Below are 22689 nucleotides of genomic sequence, written 5' to 3'. Positions count from 1 at the left end.
CGGCGAGCCACAACTCGTCGTTGTGGGAGTAGGTTCTCCCGTCGTGGATCTCGATGCGGTTCGTACTTTCGTCGCTGTTGCCGAGACCGGCCAGTTCCAAGCCGCTGCCGACGATCTGGGGATCACCCAGCAGGGAGCCTCGAGGCGAGTGGCGAGCCTGGAGCGGGAGCTCGGCGTACAGCTCTTCGCGCGGACCGCCCGGGGTGCGCGGCTCACTGTCGACGGGCAAGCGGTGCTGTCTCATGCGCGTGCGCTTCTCCGCGCTGCCGAACGCGTCACAGCGGCCGTGACGCCGGGGCGAAGGGCTCTTCGGATCGACGTCGTCGGCCGCAGGATCGCGCCCTCCAACGTTCTTTACGCCTTCTACCAGCAGCATCCCGACATCGAGCTCGATGTCGTCACCCTGACCCACGCCGATGCGGCATCGGCGCTGGCCGAGATCGATGCGGGCACTCTCGACGCCACCTTCAGATCCCTACGAGGCCTTGACCTTCCGCACGGACTGCGGTCCTCGCGAGTGATCGACGACCGGCACGAGCTGCTGGTCGGCCCGCGACATCCGTTGGCGAACGCCGAGACCGTGACCTTGGCCGAGCTCACCGATCACCGCATCTGGATGCCCGGCATGTCCGACCCCGAGCCGGTCGGCTACTACCACGATCTGGCGACGGCGTTCGGGCTCACCATCGACACGATCGGGCCGAGCTTCGGCGTCGAACCGCTCCTAGCCGAAATCGCCGAGTCGGCCCAGCTCGCCACCTTCGTCGGCGAAGGCTCCCGATACCTCTGGCCGGAAAGCTATGGCCTGCGCCGAATCCCCGTCGTCGACCCGACCCCGGTCTATCCGCTCTCCGTGATCTGGCGAGCGGACAATCCGCACCCCGTCCTCGCGCACTTCCTCGAGTACCTTCAGGCCGGGTACCGGACGACATCCACCGAGGACGTATGGATCCCGGACTGGGTGCGGCCAGGATGAGGATTTCCAGGACTGCGAAAAGCCGAGCCCGAGAACGGGGCTCGGCATCCGAGGTCGCTTTCAGCTGATCAGCTGGACGGTGTCCTCGCCACGGTCGATCGCCGAGGCGTCGGTGGGGTCGCCGGAGGTGACGTGCAGGCGCCGTGACGAGTGAAGGGTTCGGCGAGCTGAGCCAGGTAGCCGACGGGATAGTCGGGTTTGGCGGCCATCCCGAGGTCGGCGCTGCTGAATTGGCGGGAGGGGTCGTAGGTGTGGGTGCGCAGCAGGTGATCCCAGATGAGCGTGAACAACCCGAAATTGACGTCGCCGATGCCCGCCCATTTCAAGTGGTGGAAGCGGTGGCCTTCGTTGAGCGCCAAGACGTATTTCAACGGGCCGACGCGGTAGTCGGCGTTGGAGTGCTGGAGCAGCAGCTGCACCGCGACCGCCAGGGACAACGCCGACGCGACCGGCACCGGGATCCCGGCCAGCAACAGCGGGGTGACGCCCGCGGTCATCTCGAGGGTTTGGTGCAGAGGGTGTTTCATCAGGCCATTGAGACCGTAGAAACGAGTGACGCTGTGGTGCACCGCGTGAAACCGCCACAACACCCCGACCTTGTGACTGGCGTAGTGCGTCAGAGTGATCCCGAGGTCGGCGACCAGAATCGCGATCAGCACCTGAACGGCGAACGGCCAACTGGTAGGCCAGATCCCGTCACCGGGGACGAGCGCGGCCAGGGCCGGGATGGCGGCGACACTGGCGAGGATGAGCGTTTCGTTGACGAAGGTATGCGCGGTATCGCGTCCGACGTCACCGTGGGAGCTGTTCCAGGCGCTCCGATACGGCAGCAGGCGTTCGGCGGCGAACGACAACGCGATAGCGGTGACCAGCAGAGCAAGCAGCCAGGCCTTGTTGGCTCCGCTTGCGGCCAAGGCGATTCCAGTGCCGTTGATACCCAGCAGCAGGAGCGGTGCGTAGCCGTAGCGGATGAGGGGTCGAGCGATTGTGGACATGTACTCAGCCTCGCCGCCGCATCCCGGTGGAGACTTGTAGAAATCAGCTGAGCTGCGTGGCGGGTGGAGCTCGCCAGCCGGTCGCGACCAGAGCTTCGGTGGGGGTGATGCCGAACAGGTCGCGGCACGTCTTGGTCAAGTGAGCGCTGTCGGTGAAACCCGCGGCGTGCGCGGCCTCGGTCAGCGACCCGCCCGCGCGCACGGTGCCGACCGCGAGATGCAGTCGAGTCCAACGTCGCCACGCCGCGTACGGCAGCCCCACATGCTCGGTGAACAGATGCGACAGTCGACTCGGCGACATCGCCACGGCGGCAGCGAGATCGCCCAACGACGGTGGCCCGCCTGCGGACGCCGCGGCCACCCGCAGCGCCTCGGCCACCACCGGGTGCGGGGACCTGGGCGACGGCCGTATCGCCGAGTTCTGCTGCGGCGCAACCACTGTGGTGCGCGGGTTCGCCGCGGTGATCCAGCTGGTGACGCGATCGGCAGGCAGGCCGCGGAGCCGAGCGAGGGCGGCGCGGCCGACGCCGCTACCGGAGTCGAGGTAGGCGATGAAACCCTTGGTGGCCGGGGCGGCGCGCACTTCGTGACGCACCCCTGGCGGGATGATCGCCAGCTCGGCGGCCGCGGTGCGCCCGGCGGCGTCGACCAAGGTCGCCTCGCCCGCGGTGACGAGCAAAACTTGCACGGCGGCATGGGAATGGGCCGCGGTGTCGCCGATGTCGCCGCTGAAGGCCATCAGGCCGGGGGTGAACACGACCCCGCCGAGCCAGCGCGGCATCGTCGCGGTCATCGAAGATCTGACGCAGCGTCCGTCGCGCCGACGATGCGCAGGGCCATGTCGGCGTAGCCGTCGGCGATGTCGTCGGGGCTCCAGTCGCCCCCGTCGCGGTACCAGCGGGCGATGTCGATCCCCAGCGACAGCAGCGCGACACTGGCCATGCGCGGGTCGGGTGTGTCGAAGACGCCTGCCGCGACACCGCGCTCGACGAGCTCGCGAATCTCCTTGTCGATCTGCTGGCGAATGCCGCGGATCTCGGCATGGTGCTCGGGCGTGAGTGCCGCCAATTCGTAGTTCACGATCCGGGCGCCGGTGCGTCCGCGGGCATGGTGGACGGCGAAGTCGTGAATCACATTGTGCAGCGCGGTGGTTGGGTCGCTGGACGAGTCGACCGCCTTCGTCACCAGGTCCAGCGTCTCCTCGTGACCTGACCGCGAGATCAAGTACAGGAGCTCTTCCTTGGACTTGTGATGCACATACACCGCGGCCGGGCTCATTCCCGCTGCTGCGGCGATGTCGCGCGTGGTGGTGCCGTTGAAGCCCTTCTCGGCGAACGCGGCGATGGCCGCATCCAGTAGCCGAGCGCGAGTCGCATCGCCGCGGGGTTCGGTCGTATCGGTCATTTCGGGCTCATTATCGCGTCTCGATTCCGCATGTCACCGAGGAGGTGGTGTGAGGTGGCTAACGCAGTCCATCGGCAACCTCCTATTGACGGTCGCCTCCGGCTCCTGCACTCTTGCTGCTAAGCAAGCGCTTATTTATCTAAGGAGTCTAGATGCCGGAAGCCGTGATCGTCGCCGCCGCTCGCTCTCCCATCGGCCGGGCAGGCAAGGGGTCGCTCAAGGAGATGCGTCCCGATGACCTGACTGTCCAGATGGTTCGCGCGGCGCTGGCTCAGGTACCCGCGCTCGACCCCGCCGAAGTCGAGGACCTCGTGCTCGGCTGCGGCCAGCCGGCCGGGGAGTCGGGCTTCAACATGGCCCGGGTCGTCGCGGTGCTGGCCGGTCTCGACGGGGTCCCCGGCACGACTGTCAACCGGTACTGTTCCTCGAGCCTGCAGAGCACCCGAATGGCGCTGCACGCCATCAAGGCCGGTGAGGGCGACGTCTTCATCTCGGCCGGTGTCGAGACCGTGAGCCGCTTCGCCAAGGGCAATGCCGATGGTCTGCCGGATACCGAGAATCCGCTCTTCGCCGAGGCCGTGGCCCGCACGGCGAAGCGCGCTGCCGGTGGTTCGACCTGGGCCGACCCGCGCGCCGAAGGACTGCTGCCCGACGTGTACATCGCGATGGGGCAGACCGCGGAGAACGTCGCGCAGCTCACCGGCATCACTCGTGCGGAGCAGGACGCCTTCGGTGTGCGGTCGCAGAATCTGGCGGAGAAGGCGATCGCCGATGGCTTCTGGGCTCGCGACATCACGCCGGTGACGTTGCCCGACGGCACGGTTGTCAGCGCGGACGACGGTCCCCGTGCGGGAGTCACGCTGGAGGCGGTGTCGGCGCTGAAGCCGGTGTTCCGCCCCGACGGCACCGTCACCGCGGGCAACTGCTGTGCACTCAACGACGGCGCGGCCGCGCTGGTGATCATGTCCGACACCAAGGCCGCGCAGCTGGGAATCACGCCGCTGGCCCGGATCGTCAGCACCGGTGTCTCCGGGCTCTCGCCCGAAATCATGGGCCTCGGTCCGATCGAAGCGTCCAAGCAAGCGCTCCGCCGAGCTGGCCTCACCATCGACGACATCGACCTGGTGGAAATCAACGAGGCCTTTGCGGTGCAGGTGATCGGCTCGGCCCGTGAACTCGGCATCCCCGAGGACAAGCTCAACATCAACGGCGGCGCGATCGCGGTGGGTCATCCGTTCGGGATGACCGGCGCTCGGATCACCAGCACGTTGATCAACTCGCTGCGGTTCCACGACAAGCAGTTCGGGCTGGAGACCATGTGTGTCGGCGGCGGTCAGGGGATGGCCATGGTTCTGGAGCGTCTGTCGTGACCGGCAACCCCGTGACCGCCACCACCACCGCGATCGTCACCGGAGCGGCCCGGGGCATCGGCGCCGCCGTCGCCCGCCGCCTGGCCGCGGACGGCTTGGCCGTCGCCGTGGTCGACCTCGACGAGGCCGCAGGCAAGCCAGTGGTCGAGGAGATCGAGGCCGCCGGAGGCCGGGCGATCGCGATCGGCGCCGATGTGTCGGACGAGGCTGCCGTGCAGACCACGGTCGACCGGGTCGCCGCCGAACTCGGCGCTCCCACTGTGCTGGTCAACAACGCCGGTGTCCTCCGCGACAACCTGATCTTCCGGATGACCGCCGACGACTGGGACACGGTGATGAACGTGCATCTGCGCGGCTCGTTCCTGATGAGCCGGGCAGTCCAGAAGCACATGACCCAAGCCGGATTCGGCCGCATCGTCAACCTGTCCAGTACCTCGGCACTGGGCAACCGCGGCCAGGCCAACTACGCGGCGGCGAAGGCCGGCCTGCAGGGTTTCACCAAGACCCTGGCCTTGGAGCTCGGCAAGTTCGGCGTCACCGCCAACGCGATCGCGCCCGGCTTCATCGAGACCGAGATGACGGCCGCGACCGCGGCACGTGTCGGGATCCCGTTCGAGGACTTCAAAGCCGGTGCGGCGGCTCAGATCCCGGTGGCACGGACCGGCGTGCCGGACGACATCGCGCACGCCGTGTCGTTCTTCGTCAGCGAGGGCGCCGGATTCGTCTCCGGACAGGTGCTCTACATAGCGGGAGGGCCGAAGGCGTGAGGGTCTTCCAGGGCGTCGCCGAACTCGAGCGCGAGGGCGGCGACAAGCTGGTGTGCGTCTCGTTCGTGGTGGCGTGATGGGAACCGCGACGGAACTCCCCGGGCTCGACTTCGGGCGCTTCACGCCATGGCTGCGTGCGGCCGTTCCCGGCGTCGGCTCGGAGCTCACCGGCCGAGTGATCGCCGGAGGGAAGAGCAATCTGACCTATGAGGTGACCGACGGCGCCACGACGTGGATCGTCCGTCGTCCGCCGCTGGGGCATGTGCTGGCAACGGCCCATGACATGGCGCGGGAGTACCGGGTGATGGCGGCCCTCGAGCAGACTGCCGTCCCGGTGCCCGCCATGTACGCGATGTGCCGTGACGAGGACGTCCTCGGCGCACCGTTCTACGTGATGGAGCGAGTCGAGGGCCGGCCGTACCGCTACGCCACCGAGCTGACGGAGCTGGGACCTGAACGGACCCGGGCGATCTCGACCGGTCTCGTCGACACCCTTGCCGCACTGCACGCGGTCGATCCGGCGGCGGTCGGGCTGGCGGATTTCGGTCGGCCGGAAGGTTTCCTGGCGCGTCAGGTGGGCCGGTGGAAGAAGCAACTGGATGCGTCTCACACGCGCGACCTGCCCGCGGCTGTCGAACTCCACTCGCGTCTTGCCGCCCTTGTCCCGCCGGAGTCCGCCGCAGGCATCGTGCACGGCGACTTCCGGCTGGACAATGTGCTGACCGATGACGACGACCGCCCCGCGGCAGTCATCGACTGGGAGATGGCCACGCTCGGCGACCCGCTGACCGACTTGGCGTTGATGCTCGTCTACGGGCGTCTGGCCGCCGAACTCGACAGCAGCGCGACGGTGGCGGATGCCTCCGTTGCGCCCGGCTTCTTGACCGAGGCCGAGATCATCGCCCGGTACTCCGCGGGTAGTGACCGCGATATGTCCGACTTCGGGTTCTACCTCGGACTCGCGGCATTCAAACTCGCGGCGATCCTCGAGGGAGTGCACTACCGCTATCTGCACAACCAGACCGTGGGCGAGGGCTTCGCCGGCCTCGGCTCCGCGATCCATCCCCTGCTCGAAACCGGCCTCACCGCACTGAAGGAGCATCGCTGATGGACTTCGCCTACGACGCCCGTACCGAGGTACCGAGAACCTCGCGCACGCAGCGGGAGGCGCGATGACGCTCGACGATCTGAGGCGCAGAGTCGAAGAGTTCCTCGCCGACCACGATCCCGCCACGACCGAGCGACTGGATTTCCTCCGCGCTCGCTACGACGCCGGCCTGGCCTGGGTGTATTTCCCGGAAGGCCACGGTGGGCTCGATCTGCCCCATGCGTGGCAGCTCGAGGTGGACAGGATGCTCGAGCAGGCGGGAGCGCCTGACAACAACCCCATGGCCAACTCCATCGGCCTCGGCATGGCAGCGCCGACGATCCTCGCCTACGGGACAGCGGAACAGAAGCGCCGTTTCCTGCGGCCACTGTGGACCGGCGAGGAGATCTGGTGCCAGCTCTTCAGTGAGCCTGGCGCCGGCTCCGATCTGGCCAACGTCAGCACCCGCGCGGTGCGCGACGGCGAGGGCTGGGTTGTCAACGGACAGAAGGTCTGGACCTCCGGCGCGCACCTGGCGCAGTTCGCCATCCTGCTCGCCCGCACCGACGCGGGAGTGCCCAAACACCGTGGCATGACGTACTTCCTGTGCGACATGACCGATCCGGGTGTCGAGGTGCGGCCACTGCGCCAGATCACCGGGGAGGCCGAATTCAACGAGGTGTTCCTCACCGACGTCCGCATCCCCGACGCTCAGCGACTCGGCGGAGAAGGCGACGGGTGGAAGGTGGCCAACGCGACGCTCAACACCGAGCGGGTCGCGATCGGCGGCAAAGCCAGCGCCCGCGAGTCCGGGATCATCGGTGTGGTCGCGCAGACCTGGCGTACGCATCCCGAACGGCGCACCGCCGAGCTGCACGACCGGCTGCTGCGGCTGTGGGTCGATGCCGAGGTCGGTCGCCTCGCCGCCGTGCGGCTGCGGCAGAAATTGGCCAGGGGGCAGGCCGGCCCGGAGGGCGCGGCGATGAAGCTCACCTTCGCCCGGGTCGCCCAGCAGCTCTCCGGACTGGAACTGGAGATTCTCGGCGAGGACGGTTTGCGTTACTCGGAGTGGACCCTCGTGCGGCCGGGCCGGGTCGACTTCAACGGCCGTGACGCCGGCTACCGATACCTGCGTGCCAAGGGCAATTCCATCGAAGGCGGTACCTCCGAGATCCTGCGCAACATCGTCTCCGAGCGAGTTCTCGGGCTGCCTCCCGAGCCTCGAACGGACAAGGACCGTCCCTGGAAGGAGGTCGCCCGATGACCGACCTGGATCTGCTCTACACCGATATCGAGGACGACCTGCGCAACGCTGTCCGTGCAGTTCTCGACTCCCACTGCGACTCGGCCGAGGTGACCGCGCTCTACGACGGCGACCGGTCGCCGGTCGCCAGCCTGTGGAAGCAGATCGCCGTCGATCTCGGTCTGGCCGGTCTGCTCGTGCCCGAGGAGCGCGGTGGGGCGGGGGCTTCGGCCCGCGAGGCCGCGGTCGTCCTCGAAGAGCTCGGGCGCTTCGTCGCGCCGGTGCCCTTCCTGACCAGCGCGGTGGTTGCCACCACCGTCCTGCTCGGCACCGACAGCTCGCTGCTCGGCGGACTCGCGGCAGGGGAGCGCACCGCCGCGCTCGTGCTCCCGTTCTCCACGGCTCCGCACGGGAAGCTACGCACGGTGGCTCTGGGGGCCGACGGCCGGCTCAGCGGAACCATCACCAGTGTCGCCGGAGCGTTGGAAGCCGATGTCCTGCTGGTTCCGGCCGCCGGCCCCCATGGCATTGCCGTCTATGCGGTCTCGGCCGAGGAAGCCGACATCGCTCCGGTGATCTCGCTCGACATGACCAGGCAGCTCGCCGACGTCACAGTGGACGGCGTCCGTGGCGAGTTGGTCGTCGCCGACGGCGAACCGGCGATCCGCCGGGGTCTCGCGGCAGGCGCCGCCCTGCTCGCCTCCGAGCAATACGGCATCGCCCGTTGGTGCCTCGACGAGACCGTGGCCTACCTGAAGGAGCGGCGCCAGTTCGGTCGCGTCGTCGGCGGCTTCCAAGCGCTCAAGCACCGGCTCGCCGATCTCTACACGGAGGTCGAGTCCGCCAACGCCGCCGCGCGATACGCCGCCGCCACGCTCGCCGCGGCAGACAGCGACGCACCTGTTGCCGCGAGTGTGGCGCAAGCGTTCTGCAGCGACGCGGCAGTGCACGCGGCTGAAGAGGCGATCCAGCTGCACGGCGGTATGGGGATGACCTGGGAGCACCCTGCGCATCTGTACCTCAAGCGAGCGAAAGCCGACCAACTCGCCTTCGGCACCGGTGGCGATCACCGATCGCGCCTGGCCGAACTGGTCGCGGTACCGGGGCCGCACTCTCTTTCTTCACCTGCACACGACGGGAGCTGACAAGGTGATCATCGGTGTTCTGCGGGAAGCTCGCCCGCGCGAAACACGCGTGTCTGCGACGCCGGAGACCGTCGCTCGGCTGATCGGGCTCGGATACGACGTAGTCGTCGACGCCGGCGCCGGAGCAGCGGCGTCCTTCTCCGACGACGCATACGTCGAGGCGGGGGCCTCCATCGGGAACGCCCGCGGCGCCGACATCGTCCTCGGTGTCAATGCGCCCGCGACCTACCAGCTCGACGAGATGAACCGTGGCGCCACGGTGATCGGCATCCTGTCGGCCGCACTCGATCCGGAGCTCGTCGAAGACCTCGGCAAGCGGCCGATCACCGCACTGGCGATGGAGGCTGTGCCGCGGATCTCACGTGCGCAATCGATGGACGTCCTGTCGTCGATGGCCAACATCGCGGGCTACCGCGCGGTCGTGGAGGCTGCCCACGCCTTCGGCCGGTTCTTCACCGGACAGGTCACCGCCGCCGGGAAGGTGCCGCCGGCCAAGGTTCTCGTGGTCGGCGCAGGTGTGGCCGGCCTGGCGGCGATCGGCGCGGCAGGCAGCCTGGGTGCGGTGGTCCGCGCGACCGACCCGCGGCCGGAGGTCGCCGACCAGGTCAAATCCTTGGGCGGGGAGTACCTTTCGATCGAGTCCGCAGAGGCGGAAGTGTCGAGCACCGGCTACGCCAAGGAAATGAGCGACGACTACAAGGCCCGCGAGACGCAGCTGTACGCCGACCAGTGCACGGACGTGGACATCATCATCACCACCGCGCTGATCCCGGGCCGTCCAGCGCCGCGGATCATCACCGCGGACATGGTCGCGTCGATGCGGCCGGGCAGCGTGATCGTCGACATGGCGGCACAGAACGGCGGCAACGTCGAAGGCACCGTCAAGGACCAGGCGATCGTGACGGACAACGGCGTCACGATCATCGGGTTCACGGACCTGGCCGGGCGACTGCCCGCTCAGGCGTCCCAGCTGTACGGCACCAATCTGGTGAATCTGCTCGCGTTGCTGACGCCGGCGAAAGACGGGCAGCTCGTCCTGGATTTCGACGACGTGATCCAGCGGTCCATCACCGTCGTTCGTGACGGTGAAATCACCTGGCCGCCACCGCCGGTGTCGGTCTCCGCCAAGCCCGCCGTCACCGAGCCCACCGCACAGATCGAGGCGGCGCCGACGAAGCAGCCGATGTCGGCAGGCCGCCGACTGGGTATCGCTCTGGTCGCTGCGGCGGCGCTGTTCGGCTTGGTCGCGATTTCCCCGGCAGCGCTGCAGGGACATCTGACCGTATTCGCCTTGGCGATCGTGATCGGCTACTACGTGATCGGCCATGTGCACCACGCGCTGCACACCCCGCTGATGTCGGTCACCAACGCGATCTCCGGAATCATCGTGGTCGGCGCGCTGCTCCAGATCGGGCACGGCGATCGGTGGATCACGGTGATGTCCTGCGCGGCGATCTTGCTCGCAAGCATCAATGTCTTCGGCGGCTTCGCGGTGACCCGCCGCATGCTCGCCATGTTCTCCCGCAGCTGAGCCTGCCCACGAAGTCGGAATGGATCCCCATGATTTCCGTTGAGACCGTTGCCACCTCGGCCTATATCGTCGCAGCGTTGCTGTTCATCCTGGCGCTGGCCGGATTGGCCAAACACGAGACGGCCAAGGCAGGCAACACCTTCGGCATCGTCGGCATGGCGGTGGCACTGACAGCGACCGTTGTGCTCGCGATCAGCCGAGATATCGAGCCGGTGGGCCTGGTTCTGCTGGTCGGCGCCACGGCGCTGGGCGCAGTGATCGGTCTGTGGCGCGCCCGGATCGTCGAGATGACCGGGATGCCCGAACTGATCGCCCTGCTGCACTCCTTCGTGGGTCTGGCCGCGGTCCTGGTCGGCTGGAACGGCTACCTTCACATCGAGCGCCATCCACAGGGCGCCGATGCCGATCTCCTTCGCGTCGACGGGCTTCTGGGCATCCACTCGGCCGAAGTCGCGATCGGCGTGTTCATCGGCGCGGTGACGTTCACCGGCTCGATCGTGGCGAATCTCAAGCTCTCGGCACGAATGAAGTCCAATCCGATGATGCTGCCGGGCAAGAACATTCTGAATGTCGGTGCGCTGGTGCTGTTCGCCGCGCTTGTCGTGTGGTTCGTCATCGAGCCACAGCTGTGGACGCTCGTCGCGATCACCGTGCTCGCACTGCTGCTCGGCTGGCATCTGGTCGCCTCGATCGGCGGTGGCGACATGCCGGTCGTGGTGTCGATGTTGAACAGCTACTCCGGCTGGGCGGCCGCCGCGTCCGGCTTTCTGCTCGGCAACGACCTGCTCATCATCACCGGCGCCCTGGTCGGCTCGTCGGGTGCCTACCTGTCCTACATCATGTGCAAGGCGATGAACCGGTCCTTCCTCTCGGTGATCGCAGGCGGCTTCGGCATCGCGGCGGGCCCGGCAGGCGACACCGACTACGGCGAGCACCGTGAGATCACCGCAGGGGGTGTCGCGAAACTGCTTGCCGAGGCCGGCTCCGTGGTCATCACCCCCGGCTACGGTATGGCTGTTGCCCAAGCCCAGTACGGCGTCGCCGAACTCACCCGCAAGCTGCGCGAGCGCGACGTGAACGTGCGTTTCGGTGTTCATCCCGTTGCGGGCCGTCTTCCTGGCCACATGAACGTACTGCTGGCCGAGGCGAAGGTGCCCTACGAGATCGTCCTGGAGATGGACGAGATCAACGACGACTTCGACGACACCGATGTCGTGCTGGTCATCGGGGCCAACGACACCGTCAACCCGGCCGCGTCGGAGGACCCGCAGAGCCCGATCGCCGGTATGCCCGTCCTCACGGTCTGGAAGGCCGACAATGTCGTCGTGTTCAAGCGATCGATGGCCGCAGGTTACGCCGGTGTTCAGAATCCGCTGTTCTTCCGGGAGAACTCCGCGATGATCTTCGGCGATGCGAAGGACCGGGTCGAGGACATCTTGAAGGCGCTGTGAGCCTTCGAAAGGCGCTGTAAGACAACGCAGATGCCTCCGATATAGCCTGAGATGATCAGCAGCCTGCGCAACCGATCGGCATCGGACACGATGCCGATCGGTTGTTGCCGACCAGTCTGGTCGGGGGTTCAGCGGCCACCGAGTTGTGTCTCGAGGTCCTTTGTCATGCGGGTGCGTTGCGCAGAGCATCTCGGTCGATACCGCGCTCGAGGATCTTGCCGGTGGGGCCTTTCGGGAGCTCGTCGACGAACCGGATGATGCGCGGAATCTTGTACGCGGACAACCGCGCCCTGCTCCATGCGGAGATCTCGTCCACGGTGACCACGGTCCCGGGCCGCACGGCGACGAGTGCGGCGACCTCTTCGCCGTAGTGATCATCGGGAACGCCGACGACGGCGGCCTCGACGATATCGGGGTGCTCGTACAGAACCTCCTCCACCTCGCCGGCGTAGACGTTGTAGCCGCCGCGGATGATCAGGTCTTTCAGTTGCGCGGGTAAGTTTCGGCGCGGCTGCAAGTCTCGCGCTCAGCCTGTTCGCCACCAGCACGGCCGAGGCCGATACTTTCGTTCCGCTGCCCGGTGGGAAGTGGTGAAGACGCTTTCCGACGGCACCGTGGTGACGGTGCGGCTCGTCGGTGAGTCGGCCGATATCAATCCTTCCCGGGGTTCCACTCCCGTGCACCGCAATGCTTGGGTGTCGGCCACCGCCCAGGTCGAGCTCACAGGCACCGGCGCGGAAGCCGGTGGTCTCATCGTTCCCGGGTACGTCGTGGGTTGTCAGGTCGATATCGCCGGTGGCGGCGCAGGCGGTGGCGTGGAAGGCGCCTCCGATTGGGAGGGCAACGCGAGCGTCGGCGCGAGCGCGAGCGGTGAGCTTTTCGCTCGGCCCGGGGCAGGCGAAGTCGTTCTACATCCTCGACCGAGAGAAGGCCGACGACTTCGGCGCCGAAGATCGCAAGGTCTACAACGTGTTCTCCGGCGGAAACGGGTCGGTGTCCTGGGCGGATCAGACGATCGGCCTGACCGGTTGTGGTGGTTACGCGCAGGCGCGTGCTTTCGTCAGCGTCGAGATCGTGACCGAGAGCGTCACCAGCTGGGTGACGCTGTGGGGTCAGCCCTTCGGTCTCGGGTGACGACGCTCTTGGGGTGAGTAACAGGGATCGGCCGGGCCCGCGGCGGAAGGCCGCGCGCCCAGCCGCATCTTCGAACGTTCACTCGTTGCGACTTGGTCGAATTCTGTGGCGCAGGTCACATTTCGCTCGTTCGAAACGCTGTCATATCTTGAGTGTGTAAAGTTTTTGAATGTGTCCAGAAAACCTGACTTCGAGCGCATGCTGCGCGACGCCTCGCTTCGGGTCACCATGCAGCGCCTCGCGGTGCTGCGAGTGGTGCACGACCATCCGCACTCGGACACGGACTCGATTCTCCTCCGGGTGCGCGAAAACGTCGGTGCCGTTTCGCATCAGGCCGTCTACGACGTCCTGCGGGCGCTGACCGCAGCGGATCTGCTGCGGCGCATCCAGCCGATGGGTTCGGTCGCCCGGTACGAGACCCGGGTCGGCGACAACCACCACCACCTGGTCTGTCGCGGTTGCGGAGTGGTCGTCGACGTCGACTGCGCGATCGGCGAGGCGCCCTGCCTCGACGCGTCCGACGCCCACGGCTTCGTCCTGGACGAGGCGGAGGTCATCTACTGGGGCCGCTGCCCCGCATGTTCGACGGCCGATGGCCGTACCGCCTGAACGAGTACAGCCTGCTCACCCCATATCCCCGAAAGGACCGGCATGTCTGTAGAACACCCGCCCATCGGTGAGGCCAACACCGAACCCACCGCAAGCGGCTGCCCCGTCACCGGACGTCTGCGGCACCCGCTGCAAGGCGGCGGAAACCACGAATGGTGGCCCAACCAGCTCAACCTGAAGGTGCTGGCGCAGAACACCGTGGAAGGCAACCCGCTCGACTCGGGCTTCGACTACAAGGCCGCCTTCTCCGCACTGGATCTGGCGGCGGTCAAGAGCGATATCGCCGACCTCCTGACCTCGTCGCAGGACTGGTGGCCCGCCGATTTCGGCAACTACGGCCCTTTGATGATCCGCATGGCCTGGCACAGCGCGGGCACCTACCGCATCCACGACGGCCGCGGCGGCGCGGGCAGCGGACAGCAGCGCTTCGCTCCGCTCAACAGCTGGCCCGACAACGGCAACCTCGACAAGGCCCGCCGCCTGCTGTGGCCGGTCAAGAAGAAGTACGGCCAGGCCATCTCCTGGGCCGACCTGTTCATCCTGACAGGCAATGTCGCCCTCGAGTCGATGGGATTCGAGACCTTCGGCTTCGCGGGCGGCCGCGAGGACGTGTGGGCGCCCGAGGAAGATGTGTACTGGGGCCCGGAAGCCGAATGGCTCGGTGGCAACCAGCGATACAGCGGCGCGCGTGAGCTCGAGCAGCCCCTCGGTGCGGTCCAGATGGGCCTGATCTACGTCAATCCCGAAGGCCCCAACGGCGAGCCGGACCCCATCAAGGCCGCGGTCGACATCAAGGACACCTTCGGCCGGATGGCGATGAACCACGAGGAGACCGTCGCGCTCATCGCGGGCGGCCACACCTTCGGCAAGGCCCACGGCGCGGGCGACGCGAGCCTGGTCGGCGCGGAGCCCGAAGCCGGCACGATCGAACAGCAGGGCCTGGGCTGGAAGAGCTCCTTCGGCTCCGGTAAGGGCGCCGACGCGATCACCAGCGGCCTCGAGGTCACCTGGACCACCAAGCCGACCCAGTGGACCAACGACTTCTTCGAGATCCTCTTCGGCTACGAGTGGGAGCTCACCAAGAGCCCCGCGGGCGCGCACCAGTGGGTCGCCAAGGACGCCGAGGCGATCATCCCCGACGCCTTCGACTCGTCGAAGAAGCGTCTGCCCACCATGCTCACCACTGACCTGTCGCTGCGCTTCGACCCCGAATTCGAGGTCATCTCGCGCCGGTTCAAGGACAACCCGGCCGAGTTCGCCGATGCCTTCGCCCGCGCCTGGTTCAAGCTGACCCACCGCGACATGGGCCCGGTGGCCCGCTACCTCGGTCCCGAGGTACCCGCCGAGCAACTGCTGTGGCAGGACCCGATCCCGGCCGTCGATCACGACCTCGTCGACGCCGCCGACATCACCGACCTCAAGAGCCGGATCCTGGCCACGGGCGTGCCGATCGCGCAGCTGGTCAAGACCGCGTGGGCCGCGGCCTCCTCGTTCCGCGGCAGCGACAAGCGCGGCGGCGCCAACGGCGGCCGCATCCGTCTGCAGCCGCAGCTCGGCTGGGAGGTCAACGAGCCCGACGAGCTGATCCGGGTCATCCGCGCGCTGGAGAGCGTCCAGGAGCAGTTCAATTCGGCGCAGACCGGAACCAAGAAGGTGTCCTTCGCCGATCTGGTCGTGCTCGGCGGTGTCGCGGCGGTCGAGCGGGCCGCCGCGAACGCCGGTGTCGAGATCGAGGTGCCGTTCACCCCGGGCCGCACCGACGCGACCCAGGAGTGGACCGACACCGAGTCTTTCGCCGCGCTCGAGCCGAAGGCCGACGGGTTCCGCAACTACCTCGGCAAGGCGCCGCAGCTTCCTGCGGAGTACCTGCTGGTCGACAAGGCGAACCTGCTGACGCTGACCGCCCCGGAGATGACGGTCCTGGTCGGCGGCCTGCGCGTCCTCGATGCCAACTACCAGCAGTCCCCGCTGGGAGTCTTCACCGACGCACCGGAGTCGCTGACCAACGACTTCTTCGTGAACCTGCTGGACATGGGCGTGAGCTGGGAGCCGAGCCCCGCCGACGACGGCACGTACGTCGGCAAGGACACCGCCACCGGCCAGACCAAGTGGACGGGCAGCCGCGTCGACCTGCTCTTCGGGTCGAACTCGGTACTGCGCTCGCTGGCCGAGGTGTACGCCACCGACGACGCGAAAGCGAAGTTCGTGCGCGACTTCGTCGCCGCGTGGGACAAGGTCATGAACCTGGACCGGTTCGACCTGGCCTGACATCGCACCGGTTGCCCCGCAGATTCCCGGGATCTGCGGGGCAACTGTGCGTCCCCCACTCGAGCTCGCGGCTGTTCGAACGACTACCGGGACGCCGATTCGCCACCACATGTGGTTGAGCGGCGAACCTGCTCGCCGCGAATCGGCTGCGGTCTCGCTCGGGCCGTCCTTCCGGGTCGCTATGTGGTGATACGCGACGGCGGCGGAAGGATGGGATTGGCGCCCCACGCCAGGTTCAGCGATTGCAGTAGATACTTCTTCAGCTGACGGTTCCTTTGATTGTCCGACCGTCGCGGGCTGAGCGCATCGCTCACCATGTGCAGGAACCGCTGACGGCTGACGCCGAAATTCAAGAACACTTCCTCGGTGGTGGCGCCGCCGAACGGGGCCCATCGGATCGCGAAAACGACTACCGACTTCGAATGCGGATCGAACGACTTGCCGGTCTCGAGAGTGTGGCATTGGTGCAACGCGGTGCGAACCCATGAGGCGTTATGGCCAACCTTTGCGTGCGGTTGGTCAGGCGAGCGCATGCTTCTCCGATCGGGCGCCGATGCGGTCATGGGACCTGCGTTGGTCCCCGGAGCTTCGGGAATCGGCATCGACGGTGAAGACCGGGAACCTGTCCTCCCAGGGGCACGGCTGGAATTGCACACGCACCGGGCGACTCGCGAGCGCCGGGACTTCTCCCTCGATGGAGGTGTAGACCCACGGCCCCTCTTCGAGTTCGACTATGGCGATCGTCAGCGGCATCAGTCCGCCAGGCACTCCGGTGGCGGCGCGTTCCACCACGCGCCAGGACACGATCGACCCGGCGCCCGACGATGGCACCCACTCGAGACTGTCGGCCGCGCAGAACGAGCAGTCGGCGGTCAGCGGCGCGAACAGCTTCTCGCAGCGCGTACACCGGCGGATCATCAATGTGTCCGCCACGCGCGGTCCGTTGGCGTCGCCGACGCTGCCGGTGTTCTCCGGATCAGGTGAGTACATGGCGACCTCCGCGAAATGGTGCTGACGGTTTCTCCAGCGTCTTCTGCGCGGGGGTGTTTTCGCGACGGTCGATCGGCCCGGGGCATACCTATTTTTGGCGGGTCAGTGTTTATAGCGCGTCCCGTGTGGAGTGCTCGGCGTCGTCGGCTCCGCGGGTATCCGCTTGCCTGGCTCCGACGCAGCGGCGCGGATTCGGGGGCCGTGCCACGTCCTCGACCTGCGGAAACTTGCGATCATCGGCGAAGACATCATGCGCCGCGCCAGTGTGACGTAGATCTCAATTGCGATTTCGATTTGAGTTCGAATTCACGCAACGAGGGCGAGGCGGATTCCCAGCGGATCGACTCGAGGACGGAGATGGTCGTGGCAGGCAACCCCGAGAGCGTGGACGCGGTCGTCGTGGGCGCCGGACTGTCCGGCTTGACGGCCGCACTCCGACGGTTCCACACTGCCGATCTGGCCCGCAACGAGGTCAGGCGTCTGCCTTGCCGTCTTCCGAGTGGGTCGCGAGGTACGCGGTGACGAGGCGACTCGCTTCCGCGATGGTGGTCTCGTCGCCGGTGCGGGCGCGGCGGAATGCTACGTCGACGAGTCGGCTGCCTGCCTCGAAGGCGAGTTGCACGGCAAGCAGTGGGGTGTCGGCGAGGAGGACTCCCTCCCGGATCCGCAAGCGCCAGAGCTCCTCCGCCTCGGCGTCGTCGAAGGCCTGGGTCGGCGCCACGGTCGATCGTCCGGCCGAAGCATGGCGTACCTACTGTCCACCGGACAGGCATGTCGCGGCACCCGCGTTCGCGGTGTAGACCTGGTTGGGCGAGGGTTGACCTTGACCGTGCGTCAGGGTTGGAGGCTTGTCGCATGACGAACAACAGCACTCCCTCGGCTCGGCTCGCTCCGCCGGTCGGTGGGTTCCAGGAAGTCGAAGGCCGCCGCATGTTCGTGCATCGGTTGGGCAGCGGCGGACCTGCCGTCGTGTTCCTGCCGGGCGCGAGCGCGGTCGGTCTGGACTATCTCGGTGTCCAGCAACAGGTTTCGCAATTCACGACCGCGGTGGTGTACGACCGCGGCGGCACCGGCTACAGCGACCCCCTCCCGTTGCCGCGGACTGCCGCCGCGGTCGCCACGGAACTGCGCGAGCTGCTGCGCGCCCAGCACATCCCCGCCCCATACGTTCTCGCGCCACACTCTCTCGGCGGCTTCTACGCGCATCGGTTCGCGCAGCTGTACCCGCGGGACGTGGCCGGACTGGTCTGGTTGGACGGCCTGCACCGCGACTGGGACGACTTCATGCCGCCCGCGATGCAGCTGGCCGCGGCCGAGCAGATGGGGCCTGATCTGGAACAACTCGAACAGCTGCGCCCGGCCCTGCGCGAAATGCGCGCCGAGTTGCTCGCGGATTACCCGGAGCACATCCGGCACTCGCTGATCGATGCCAAGGAAAGTGACGAATGGATCCGGGTCGGCATCGCCGAGCGCAGCAATGTGACCGGACTGGCCACCGAGCTGCGGGCGGGGCCGAACCTTCCCGATGTTCCGGTGATCGCGCTCAGCGTGCTGGGCACCGACCCCGCCCAGCAGGCGGAGGCGCGGCAGTTGATGCATGACGGCAGGAGGCGAATGGACGCGGCGCTGGTGAGCGCGGTCTCGCACGGGGAACAACGCATTCTCTCCGACACCGTGCACCATCGGCTCTGCTTCGACCGCCCCGATGCCGTGGTCCAGGCGATCCGCGACGTCGTCGACCGGGCGACTCGCCGCTGAGCTCACCCGCACTGCCGGCCCCTAGACTCGACGCGATCATGTTCGGCGTAGACCCGAGGAGGACGGTGCTCACGATCGGCCAACTCGCCGCGACCGCAGGCGTGACAGTGCGCACCGTTCGCCACTACCACCACGTCGGCCTGTTGCCCGAGCCCGAGCGCGATGCCTCCGGCTACCGCCGCTACAGCGCCCAAGCGGCGGTGGATCTCATCCGGATCAGAACCCTCGCCGACGCCGGTGTTCCGCTGGCCCGAATCGACGCGCTGCTGCACGCGCAGCCCACCGAATTCGCCACGGCCATCACCGATATCGACGCCGAATTGCAGCGCAAGATCGACCAGCTCACCGAATACCGCGGCCGGATCTCCGAATTGGCAAGCGGCGAAGGGCTTGTCCTGCCGCCCGAGGTGGTCGCCATCCTGAACCGCATGCGCGGTCTCGGGATCAGCGAACAGCGGGTACGACTCGAGCGCGACTCCTGGATCCTGCGGCAAGCACTCGACCCGAACTCGATGCCCCAGCGGATCCGCGACAAGAACGCCGACTTCGACGACCCCGAGACGACGCGCCTGTATCTCGCGGTCGATCACTCCGTCGACTGGGACCCGCACGATCCCCGCCTGAACCAGCTCATCGACGACCTCGACGCCTGGGAGATCGAACACGAACAACACACCGGCCTGCCGACGACCCGAAAGCTGATCTCTTCCAGGATCTCCGAGGCCTCACCGGCCTGGCAACGCATCGTCAACGCGCTCGCCCACCGTGCCGAACAGCGCCGGACACGACACCTGAACCCGGCACAGGAGTAGGTACCGGGCGAGACCGGTTCGGGTGGCACGGCACTGTTGCCGATGGCCGGGCGAGGTTCCACGCACACACCAGCCAGCTCATACGACATCGAAATTCGCCAGCGCTGTTATCGAATTCAGCACAGAATCTCGGTTTGTGTCCGTATTCTCCTGGCGCCCGCAGCTGGCGTCCGAACGTGTCGGAGGTCGCCCGTGGAGTGGGTGAAGCCCTTCTTCGACACCGCGTCGGGTTGGTGGGGCCGTCCGCAGATGCGGGAGTCGGACCAGCGGGCGCTGGACCAGTTCGGACGTTGCTACACCCCCGCGGATCTTCTGCTGTTGCTCGAAGGCACCGGCCTCGCCGCCGAGCGCATAGAAAATCGACGGCCAGGAAATCCTAATCGATCAACGACATTCAGCGACTCACCCGCTATGGGATGCCTGGGAATACCGGGTCGTACTACGCCACGACACCAGCCCTGGTTAGAGTCGCGCATCCACAACGTCGAGAAACTCGGCGATCTCGTCGTCGAAGCTGGTGTCGCCACGGAGATACTCGACGCTGAGTAGTGTCAGGTCCTGGCCGACCTCCGTCGGCACGGCGAAGTCGGCCATGAATTGGTCGAAGTCCACCAGGTCCTCGGCGCAGCGCGTCACAGCGCGTAGATAAAAGGACACCGCGACCTGCGCACCCACCGGATGATCCGTGCGGCGGCCCTGGTCGTCGTTGGTTTGGCAGGCTTCCCGAACCACTTCTTGATCTTCGGACCGCACAGCCCTTTCATCGCCTCGATCATCGCGATGATCGAGGTCTCCGTGGGCAAGATCGTTACCTGCTTGAGGACTGCCCGGCGACGGAGCCGATACGAAGATTACTCTGACACAGGTGAATTAGGGTCCCACCGAGATTTTCGAGTGTGGAATGTGATTGTTCGGCCCTCGTCTGTGGTCACTGGCCCGCCGGGGTCGGGGAAGCCGAGTTGGGTAGTTAGTTCGCGGGCGTGCAGGTCGACTGTGGACTCGAGCAGATCGGCCAGCATCGCGGTTGCCTCGCGAGCGCGCACCTGGGCGGTGATCGAAATGATCAGGGCCAGTGGGGCCGCGGGCCACCATCGGAACGTCAACACCGCGTAGAGCAACGCCCAACCCATGAGACGGGCAGATGCTGTGTAGGCGTCGCGTGCTCCGTTCAGTTCGGTTCGGGTCGTTTCGGGGACGATCAGCCAGAGCCTCGGCCAGATCGCGTCGAGATCGAGGCCGTAGACGCGGTCGATGCGGAGGCGACTGGCCAGCAGCCGGTCGCCGATCCAGGTCGGCCGGTCGGCTTCGAAGGGGCTGATGCGATCGGCTCGGCTGATGGCGGCGCGGATCTGGTCGGCGTTGGAAAATGGCTCGTCGGCATCTCGTTTGGCCTGTTGGGACCGATTTCGTCGCCATCTGGTCAGCCACACTGCTGGCGGGCGTTGCCCCGGCATGGTCCAGACGAAGGAGACCGCGCGTCCCAGCGTCGCCGCGGCAAGCCCGAGGGCGACAGAGCCGAGCAGAGTAGCGACGATGATGAGGATGCTTCCGCCGACCGACCGTAGGGTGGGATCCTGTGCCCACCTGACGATCTGATCATTCAATCGGCGCATATCCAGCGCGTGCCCCCAACCCAGCGTGTACGCGATCGCGACGGTGGCCAGGTAGAGGAGCCCGGGGAAGGCCAGGAGAACAGCCCATCGCTCGGCCAGTCGTTTGGCCACCTCGGTGAGGAATCCGTTCATGGCGCAAGTTGTTCCGGCTGCAAGGGCTCTCCGCTGGCATTGCAGGTGGGAGTGTGTTGGCCGGGGCGAACTCGTCCGCGTCCGGCGCAGGCAGCACGAGGACAGACCCATATCTGCGCCGAGTGGCCACGGGCGGCACCAGGCAGGAAGCCGAAGCCACGCTGCGTGGTTGGGTACAGGCCGTGTCCGGTGGCTGCGAGCACGATCGCTTGCAGAGCATCGAGATCGGCTTCGAGCGTCGGCTCGATGGTGCCGGATTCCAAGGCTGTGCGCGCACGCATGTATATCTCCAACTGACCGGCGTCACGCGCCAGTGACTCCAAACTCGGGTCCGCCAGTTGAAGGCAGAAGGCCGAGATCTTGACTCTGATGTCGACCCCCACCGGCCCTCCGATTCGCCCGATCCGATGGCACCAGTATCGTCGACCGGTCTGGCTTGCGCTGCGCGAATCGCGCTCGCGCAGTATCAGTTACAGCTCATGCGCCGGTGTGGAGGTATGCGGCCCACTTCGAGGCAGCCATCGGTGAACGATCACGGGCGGTGCGTACAACTCGATGTAGCGCCCTGGCGGCGTGATCAGCATTCAATCGACCGGCCTCACCAGTGGACAAGGCGCGGTAGAAGGATTCGGCCACCGCCACGGAGTACTCGTCCGAGATCGCCCAGAATGCCCCGATGACATGGGGGAATCCGGCGAGTTGGAAGGCGCCGGCCAAATGTATCGATTCGTCGAGGAGCTTCAGATTGCTGTTGAGCGCGGTGTCGCATGCGGACAGATAGGCCAGCCGGGCCTTGGCGAGTCTGGTTCCCGCCAGGCTGCCGACTGTGAGCAGCTGCTCTTGGTGGTCGTGGAGCAGCAGGCCGCTCTGTGACGGATCGTCGGGGCTGCTGAAGCCGTGGCAGATGAAGTGGGTGTATGCAGAGTCCGTCAAGTGCTGGAGGACTGTCGATACCGTCGGGGTCCGATCCTGGTGATCGGCGGGCTCGTTCGATTCGAACAGGGTGATCGGCAGCGGTAGCAACTGCTCTATCTTGGCTGCCTCGTCGAGCGCCGAGGGGAGATCGCCGTCGAGGGTGCCTGGCGTGCTCGGCATGGCCACGATCAGTGACTGGTCGGAGTTCGTGCCAGGTTTCACCATCCGGCGGGCGTAGCCGAGCGCGCGAATCGTCGGAATGTAGGACGAGACAGCCCGATCCAGGACCGTGCGATTGTCACCTTCGCCATGATGTCCTGCAGCGTGCATGGGTAGGAGACCGAGCAGCCCGCTCAGTGCCCACCAGAGACGGGGAAGCGGTTCGCCGGCGGACGTCAGATCCAGCGCATTCATGATCGGCTCGGCGGCGACATCCCACAGCCATGCGAGCACCTCGTGTAGCCGTGCTTCTGCAGTGCGCCGGACCGT

General features: G+C 66.8%; 22 protein-coding genes and 2 pseudogenes. 14 read left to right on the top strand and 10 right to left on the bottom strand.

Annotated features, from left to right (window positions below; all coding sequences use genetic code 11):
• The first annotated feature begins 43 nt into the window (after positions 1 to 43).
• A complete protein-coding gene (locus tag ACRWNM_RS24190; protein ID WP_431970360.1) occupies positions 44 to 976 on the top strand; it encodes a LysR family transcriptional regulator in 933 nt (310 codons plus the stop codon).
• Positions 977 to 1044: 68 nt separating this feature from the next.
• Here ACRWNM_RS24190 and ACRWNM_RS24185 read toward each other — a convergent pair whose 3' ends face one another.
• Genes ACRWNM_RS24185 through ACRWNM_RS24175 form a run of 3 tightly spaced genes read right to left on the bottom strand, consistent with a single transcriptional unit; the run spans position 1045 to position 3375 of the window.
• A complete protein-coding gene (locus tag ACRWNM_RS24185; protein ID WP_431970359.1) occupies positions 1045 to 1971 on the bottom strand; it encodes a sterol desaturase family protein in 927 nt (308 codons plus the stop codon).
• Positions 1972 to 2014: 43 nt separating this feature from the next.
• Complete coding sequence (locus ACRWNM_RS24180) at positions 2015 to 2764, bottom strand: helix-turn-helix domain-containing protein (protein WP_431970358.1); 750 nt, start codon at positions 2762 to 2764, stop codon at positions 2015 to 2017.
• A complete protein-coding gene (locus ACRWNM_RS24175; RefSeq protein ID WP_431970357.1) occupies positions 2761 to 3375 on the bottom strand; it encodes a TetR/AcrR family transcriptional regulator in 615 nt (204 codons plus the stop codon). The genes ACRWNM_RS24180 and ACRWNM_RS24175 overlap by 4 nt, the downstream gene beginning before the upstream one ends.
• A 152-nt stretch (positions 3376 to 3527) precedes the next feature.
• Here ACRWNM_RS24175 and ACRWNM_RS24170 point away from each other — a divergent pair, with 152 nt between their 5' ends.
• The 7 genes from ACRWNM_RS24170 (at position 3528) to pntB (ending at position 11969) form a co-directional block, all read left to right on the top strand.
• Positions 3528 to 4745 carry an acetyl-CoA C-acetyltransferase gene (locus ACRWNM_RS24170; protein WP_431970356.1) on the top strand — a complete coding sequence of 406 codons (1218 nt, stop codon included), beginning with the start codon at positions 3528 to 3530 and terminating at the stop codon, positions 4743 to 4745.
• On the top strand, positions 4742 to 5512 hold the full coding sequence (gene fabG, locus ACRWNM_RS24165) for a 3-oxoacyl-ACP reductase FabG (RefSeq protein ID WP_431970355.1): 771 nt from the start codon (positions 4742 to 4744) through the stop codon (positions 5510 to 5512). Before ACRWNM_RS24170 ends, fabG begins: the two co-directional genes overlap by 4 nt.
• A 76-nt stretch (positions 5513 to 5588) precedes the next feature.
• Positions 5589 to 6620, top strand: a complete 1032-nt coding sequence (locus ACRWNM_RS24160) for a phosphotransferase family protein (RefSeq protein ID WP_431970354.1) — start codon at positions 5589 to 5591, stop codon at positions 6618 to 6620.
• 64 nt (positions 6621 to 6684) lie between these two features.
• Positions 6685 to 7863, top strand: a complete 1179-nt coding sequence (locus tag ACRWNM_RS24155; protein WP_431970353.1) for an acyl-CoA dehydrogenase family protein — start codon at positions 6685 to 6687, stop codon at positions 7861 to 7863.
• Positions 7860 to 8987, top strand: coding sequence for an acyl-CoA dehydrogenase family protein (locus ACRWNM_RS24150; protein ID WP_431970352.1), 1128 nt, complete (start codon positions 7860 to 7862; stop codon positions 8985 to 8987). The genes ACRWNM_RS24155 and ACRWNM_RS24150 overlap by 4 nt, the downstream gene beginning before the upstream one ends.
• Before the next feature lie 4 nt (positions 8988 to 8991).
• Positions 8992 to 10518, top strand: coding sequence for a Re/Si-specific NAD(P)(+) transhydrogenase subunit alpha (locus tag ACRWNM_RS24145; protein ID WP_431970351.1), 1527 nt, complete (start codon positions 8992 to 8994; stop codon positions 10516 to 10518).
• Positions 10519 to 10547: 29 nt separating this feature from the next.
• Positions 10548 to 11969, top strand: coding sequence for a Re/Si-specific NAD(P)(+) transhydrogenase subunit beta (gene pntB, locus ACRWNM_RS24140; RefSeq protein WP_431970350.1), 1422 nt, complete (start codon positions 10548 to 10550; stop codon positions 11967 to 11969).
• Positions 11970 to 12132: 163 nt separating this feature from the next.
• Here the strand turns inward: pntB and ACRWNM_RS24135 are convergent.
• Positions 12133 to 12459: pseudogene (locus tag ACRWNM_RS24135) on the bottom strand (AMP-binding enzyme); the annotation flags it as partial.
• Positions 12460 to 12500: 41 nt separating this feature from the next.
• Here ACRWNM_RS24135 and ACRWNM_RS24130 point away from each other — a divergent pair.
• The 3 genes and pseudogenes from ACRWNM_RS24130 (at position 12501) to katG (ending at position 15980) form a co-directional block, all read left to right on the top strand.
• Positions 12501 to 13103: pseudogene (locus tag ACRWNM_RS24130) on the top strand (MspA family porin).
• 198 nt (positions 13104 to 13301) lie between these two features.
• Complete coding sequence (locus ACRWNM_RS24125) at positions 13302 to 13712, top strand: Fur family transcriptional regulator (RefSeq protein ID WP_431970430.1); 411 nt, start codon at positions 13302 to 13304, stop codon at positions 13710 to 13712.
• Between the two features lie 42 nt (positions 13713 to 13754).
• The gene (gene katG, locus ACRWNM_RS24120) at positions 13755 to 15980 is read left to right on the top strand and encodes a catalase/peroxidase HPI (RefSeq protein WP_431970349.1); all 2226 of its coding nucleotides are present in this window, start codon (positions 13755 to 13757) and stop codon (positions 15978 to 15980) included.
• A gap of 179 nt (positions 15981 to 16159) precedes the next feature.
• On the opposite strand, the gene ACRWNM_RS24115 is transcribed toward katG, so the two are convergent.
• The 3 genes from ACRWNM_RS24115 to ACRWNM_RS24105 form a co-directional block, all read right to left on the bottom strand.
• Positions 16160 to 16513, bottom strand: a complete 354-nt coding sequence (locus ACRWNM_RS24115; RefSeq protein ID WP_431970348.1) for a hypothetical protein — start codon at positions 16511 to 16513, stop codon at positions 16160 to 16162.
• Positions 16500 to 16970, bottom strand: coding sequence for a Zn-ribbon domain-containing OB-fold protein (locus ACRWNM_RS24110; protein ID WP_431970347.1), 471 nt, complete (start codon positions 16968 to 16970; stop codon positions 16500 to 16502). The genes ACRWNM_RS24115 and ACRWNM_RS24110 overlap by 14 nt, the downstream gene beginning before the upstream one ends.
• A gap of 472 nt (positions 16971 to 17442) precedes the next feature.
• A complete protein-coding gene (locus tag ACRWNM_RS24105) occupies positions 17443 to 17691 on the bottom strand; it encodes a hypothetical protein (protein ID WP_431970346.1) in 249 nt (82 codons plus the stop codon).
• A 134-nt stretch (positions 17692 to 17825) separates the two neighbouring features.
• Between ACRWNM_RS24105 and ACRWNM_RS24100 the strand changes: the two genes are divergently transcribed.
• Entirely contained in the window at positions 17826 to 18728 is a 903-nt protein-coding gene (locus tag ACRWNM_RS24100) for an alpha/beta fold hydrolase (RefSeq protein ID WP_431970345.1), read from the top strand.
• Between the two features lie 38 nt (positions 18729 to 18766).
• Positions 18767 to 19540, top strand: a complete 774-nt coding sequence (locus ACRWNM_RS24095; RefSeq protein ID WP_431970344.1) for a MerR family transcriptional regulator — start codon at positions 18767 to 18769, stop codon at positions 19538 to 19540.
• A gap of 462 nt (positions 19541 to 20002) precedes the next feature.
• On the opposite strand, the gene ACRWNM_RS24090 is transcribed toward ACRWNM_RS24095, so the two are convergent.
• Both ACRWNM_RS24090 and ACRWNM_RS24085 read right to left on the bottom strand, forming a co-directional pair.
• Complete coding sequence (locus ACRWNM_RS24090; protein WP_431970343.1) at positions 20003 to 20293, bottom strand: hypothetical protein; 291 nt, start codon at positions 20291 to 20293, stop codon at positions 20003 to 20005.
• Between the two features lie 98 nt (positions 20294 to 20391).
• Positions 20392 to 21285, bottom strand: coding sequence for a hypothetical protein (locus ACRWNM_RS24085; RefSeq protein WP_431970342.1), 894 nt, complete (start codon positions 21283 to 21285; stop codon positions 20392 to 20394).
• A gap of 122 nt (positions 21286 to 21407) precedes the next feature.
• On the opposite strand from ACRWNM_RS24085, the gene ACRWNM_RS24080 reads away from it, so the two are divergent.
• Positions 21408 to 21602 carry a hypothetical protein gene (locus ACRWNM_RS24080; RefSeq protein WP_431970341.1) on the top strand — a complete coding sequence of 65 codons (195 nt, stop codon included), beginning with the start codon at positions 21408 to 21410 and terminating at the stop codon, positions 21600 to 21602.
• A gap of 160 nt (positions 21603 to 21762) precedes the next feature.
• Here ACRWNM_RS24080 and ACRWNM_RS24075 read toward each other — a convergent pair whose 3' ends face one another.
• Entirely contained in the window at positions 21763 to 22653 is an 891-nt protein-coding gene (locus tag ACRWNM_RS24075) for a CHAT domain-containing protein (RefSeq protein WP_431970429.1), read from the bottom strand.
• Positions 22654 to 22689 lie beyond the last annotated feature (36 nt).

It is taken from the genome of Nocardia sp. bgisy134 (assembly GCF_965341865.1).
Lineage (GTDB): Bacteria > Actinomycetota > Actinomycetes > Mycobacteriales > Mycobacteriaceae > Nocardia.
The sequence above is the reverse complement of the archived record's forward strand: the minus strand, read 5'-3'. Positions and strand labels throughout refer to the sequence as shown.